Origin of the sequence: Flammeovirga aprica JL-4 (genome assembly GCF_012844305.1) — a bacterium.
In the GTDB taxonomy this organism is placed as follows: Bacteria; Bacteroidota; Bacteroidia; order Cytophagales; family Flammeovirgaceae; genus Flammeovirga; species Flammeovirga aprica.
The window spans coordinates 1-3987 of sequence record NZ_JABANE010000228.1; the positions used below are offsets into that span (position 1 = coordinate 1).

Annotated in this window: 6 protein-coding genes; 3 read left to right on the top strand and 3 right to left on the bottom strand. The window is 32.9% G+C overall.

Annotated features, from left to right (window positions below; all coding sequences use genetic code 11):
* The first annotated feature begins 45 nt into the window (after nucleotides 1-45).
* Complete coding sequence (locus HHU12_RS33220; RefSeq protein ID WP_240971252.1) at nucleotides 46-654, top strand: DUF4291 domain-containing protein; 609 nt, start codon at nucleotides 46-48, stop codon at nucleotides 652-654.
* A gap of 103 nt (nucleotides 655-757) precedes the next feature.
* The gene (locus HHU12_RS33225; RefSeq protein ID WP_169661027.1) at nucleotides 758-1609 is read left to right on the top strand and encodes an Rpn family recombination-promoting nuclease/putative transposase; all 852 of its coding nucleotides are present in this window, start codon (nucleotides 758-760) and stop codon (nucleotides 1607-1609) included.
* Nucleotides 1610-1889: 280 nt separating this feature from the next.
* Here the strand turns inward: HHU12_RS33225 and HHU12_RS33230 are convergent, their stop codons facing one another.
* From HHU12_RS33230 to HHU12_RS33240, 3 genes are all read right to left on the bottom strand, one after another.
* Nucleotides 1890-2396 (bottom strand): HEAT repeat domain-containing protein, encoded by a 507-nt coding sequence (locus HHU12_RS33230; RefSeq protein WP_169661028.1) that lies wholly within the window; start codon nucleotides 2394-2396, stop codon nucleotides 1890-1892.
* 73 nt (nucleotides 2397-2469) lie between these two features.
* Complete coding sequence (locus HHU12_RS33235; RefSeq protein WP_169661029.1) at nucleotides 2470-3003, bottom strand: transposase; 534 nt, start codon at nucleotides 3001-3003, stop codon at nucleotides 2470-2472.
* Nucleotides 2984-3349 (bottom strand): hypothetical protein, encoded by a 366-nt coding sequence (locus HHU12_RS33240; RefSeq protein ID WP_169661030.1) that lies wholly within the window; start codon nucleotides 3347-3349, stop codon nucleotides 2984-2986. The genes HHU12_RS33235 and HHU12_RS33240 overlap by 20 nt, the downstream gene beginning before the upstream one ends.
* Nucleotides 3350-3811: 462 nt before the next feature.
* On the opposite strand from HHU12_RS33240, the gene HHU12_RS35740 reads away from it, so the two are divergent.
* A partial coding sequence (locus tag HHU12_RS35740) for a PD-(D/E)XK nuclease family transposase (RefSeq protein ID WP_205960066.1) occupies nucleotides 3812-3987 on the top strand: 176 nt, incomplete at its 3' end.

The window sequence follows — 3987 nt, forward strand, 5'->3', positions numbered from 1 at the left end:
ACGGATGGTTTCTTCAATTCATGTCACCCAAAAACAGCTTTGTGATTGGGCGACGTAAGTTTATATACCTATAAAATTTTTATGAAAGAAAAAGCAGTCAGAGCAGTCTTTGACAAAGAAACTATTACCGTGTATCAAGCTTACCGACCAGCAATTGCAGTACCCGCAGTCAAAAATCAGAAATTCGTTCCCCCTTTCAAACTCGATCGAATGACATGGATCAAACCTTCCTTCTTATGGATGATGTACCGTTGTGGTTGGACCCTAAAAGAAGGACAAGAACATGTATTGGCCATCAAAATTAAACGCGAAGGTTGGGAATGGGCCATGAAGCACGCGTGTCTCTCACATTTTGATGAAAAGATGCACACTTCTAGAGAAGAATGGAAAGAGAAATTACAAAATGCTCCTGTCCGCATTCAGTGGGACCCTGAAAGAGATATTACCTTGGAAAAACTTGATTATCGAGCAATCCAAGTTGGTTTATCGGGTGAAGCGGTACCAAATTATGTGAATGAGTGGATTGTCGAAATTAAAGACATCTCGGCACAATGCAGGGAAATCCATCAGCTTGTACAAAATGGAAAAATAGAGCAGGCCAAGGCTTTACTACCTCAGGAAGAAATTTATTCTGAGGATGAACTTGTTTTTTAAGGTGGTTTTTAAGAGATCTTGTAGAGAGTTATAGTCAATAGCATTAAAATTTAACCTTGATATTTCCTTTCAAATCAAGCATCTTTACAAAAAAGATTCAGGCATGGCACATTCTAAATACATTAATCCTTTTACCGATTTCGGGTTCAAAAAAATATTTGGCGAGGAAGCCAATAAGGACATTCTTATTGACTTCCTGAATGCAATTTTACCTGAAAAAGATCAGATTAAGACATTAGAATACAAGCAGCAGGAGCAATTAGCAAGGAGAGATATTGATCGAAAAGCCATTTATGACCTCTATTGCGAAAATGAAAAGGGTGAGAAATTTATTGTAGAATTACAAAGAGCAAAACAAGAGTTCTTTAAAGATAGAACCTTGTATTACGCTACTTTCCCTATTCAAGAACAAGCAGAAAGAGGGACGGATTGGAAATATGAACTGAAAGGTGTTTATGTAATCGGACTCATGAATTTTAGTTTCGACAAGTCTGAAGACTTTCATCACAATATTAAATTAAGAGATGAAAAAGGGAACACTTTTTATGAAAAACTTTCTTTTGTCTACTTAGAACTCCCAAAATTTTCTAAGCCACTAACCCAACAAAGCACCCTTTTTGAAAAGTGGATTTATGCCCTAAAAAACATGCCAAATCTAGATGACATACCACCTCTTCTTCAAGAAAGGACTTTTAAAAAATTATTCAAAATTTCTGAATATTCTGCCATGAATGAAACTGATAAAGTGAATTATGAAGAATCACTAAAAACCTTTAGGGATTATGTAAATACATTAGATCAGGCGAAGGAAGAAGGAATAATTGAAGGTGTGGAGAAAGGAAAAAAAGAACAAGCAATCGAGACCGCAAAAAATGGCTTATCAATGGGACTGTCTATTGAACAAGTTGCCAACCTTACTGGTCTTTCTATTGATGAGGTTAAAAATTTACTGTAATAGTTACTGATAAATTGGTTAAACTTTGAAATTTTCATTTCAAGTGACTGATTTTGGGTATTATGTAATAGTACCTACTTGAACTCACATTCAGATGTTTTTTAGCTCACGCGATAAGTTTCAAACTTAATGAAGGCAAAAAGAAAACCACACACTACCTAATCAATATATGGTAGTGATTGTACCCTCACTGTTTTATAAGCTACTGTCTTAAAACATTTTTTTGGGGAAGACGCTCAAGCTTGACGCCCTGAACAATGATGTTAGATTCTAGTTACTCTTAAATTTCTCCTATCCTTTGAAGTTGATAGGTACTATACTCTTTAATAATTGGATCTGATGACAATGACAATTCTTTTAGTTTTTGAATAGCATACTCTGTCCTTATATCACCAAGAATATAGGCACATTTTCGTACGAATGGGTCTCTATCATCTTCTTCATCCCAATGTTCACAATGCAAATGCATGGCTTCTACAACTGTATCTATGCAGTCTGGGTCTTTATAGAAAAATTGGAATGAAAGTGCTATACTTTCATGTTCTTTATGCCAATTTTCTAAAATTAACTTTTTACACATATAATAATGAAATTGCTTATCATAATATTTGTAAGGTATCATCCATAGAAATTCTATTGCTAATGAATCTTGAGTATTAAATGCTATTTCAAACTCTCTTTGAATAGACTTTCTTTCCAAAATTTCCGGAAAACTCAGCTCAAATTTTTCTTCAGAAATTTTTTGTGTAACAAAATACAATATTAATTTCTGTTTATCTTTAATCATTTTTCTACTTATTATTTCAATTCCTAGAAGTCGTTGCTTGTAATTCTTATATAATAAGAATGCGAATCAATAGTTACCTTAATAGTAACATAATAGCAGCTAATTTACCAAATACATGAACTATGAGTCCATTGTCAGACCTTACCTTTGAAGCTATTTGGATTTGAGTTTTTTCATTAATCCAATTAAAAAAGGATTCAATAGGCTGCCTGATTTTAGAAACAGCAGTATTGTATTTTTCATTGAAAACTCTATCAAATTGTTTCATATTTTCAGTTGCTCCTTTTTGTTCTTTTATAGGTGTAATCAATTCAGATTTGTTTTCTAACATCCTATTTGCTAATGACTTATCACTGTATGCTTTATCTAATACCACAGGGGAAACTTGTATTTGTTCTAATATATTTCTCATGGCTGTCAAATCATGTGTATTAGTTGGAGTAATAAATAATGCATTAGGTAAAGGTAATGCACTACATCTTCTTAAGGCTAAACAGTGTAACTTTACACCGAAGTAGTGCGTCTTTTTCGTTGCACAATAACCTTTACTTGTGATTTCCTGAGCAACTTTGCCTTTTCTATTTCCTTTACATGTAATTATTGGCAATGAATATTTCAAGAAGATCAGAAGGCAAGGTTAAATCCGATACTAATTCTGATACTAAACTAGGAAATAAGGGAGCTAACCTATTCAAACGAGCATTAAATGCCTGATAGCTTGGAAAGTGTGGAAACCAACTAAGCCAATAGTTATAAATGAAAGAATAGATTTGACTTACCTGAAGACGTTGTTCATAACAAACTGAAAATAAGTATAATGTGATAATTTCTTCATCTGTTATTTTCCCTGTATTACTATTAGGGCTAAAACGTTGGATGTCATATTGTAAAGTTTTCTTATATTTATCACAGATTAGATAGTAAAGCTCGATTAATTTTAATTCCTTTTGCATATTTTAAAGTTAATCACTTTGCTATCTTTTTTATGCTTAAATATTAACTATTGATTCGCATATCCTATTATTAAATGTAATGCAATCTATGTACTTCCTTACATTATGTTTTGAATTTACGAAGAAGTTCTCCCAACTACTCACCAAAGAAGTATCACCTTTTGAATTAGTATCACCTTGTAAAGCTTTCTTTAAATTTTCATCAACACAGATATCAGCTATTATATCATCTCGCTTCTTTTGGGTATCCAGCTCCATGATTCGCCAATACAAGTATCTTTTTAACTTACATGACTTTGTATCTATGTCTTCTAATTCCTTTTCACCCAGATCAAGAATCGCTAATACCACTCCTTTTGCTAGGGCTAATTCTTTGATTCGTTCAGGACTCTGTCCTTTCTTCAGAAGCTCTTTTTTGACTTCTATTTAATTTGTACATTTGCTCTTAAGAAAGTTACAAAGATGCTACAAGAAAAATATATCAACCCTTTTACCGATTTTGGTTTTAAACGCTTATTTGGACAAGAGCCCAGTAAAGCTATTCTTATGGATTTTTTAAATGAACTTCTTCGTGAACAAGAAGGGGAAATTAAGTCTATGACTTATTTAAAAAATGAGCATTTAGGGAGCGGTGAAAT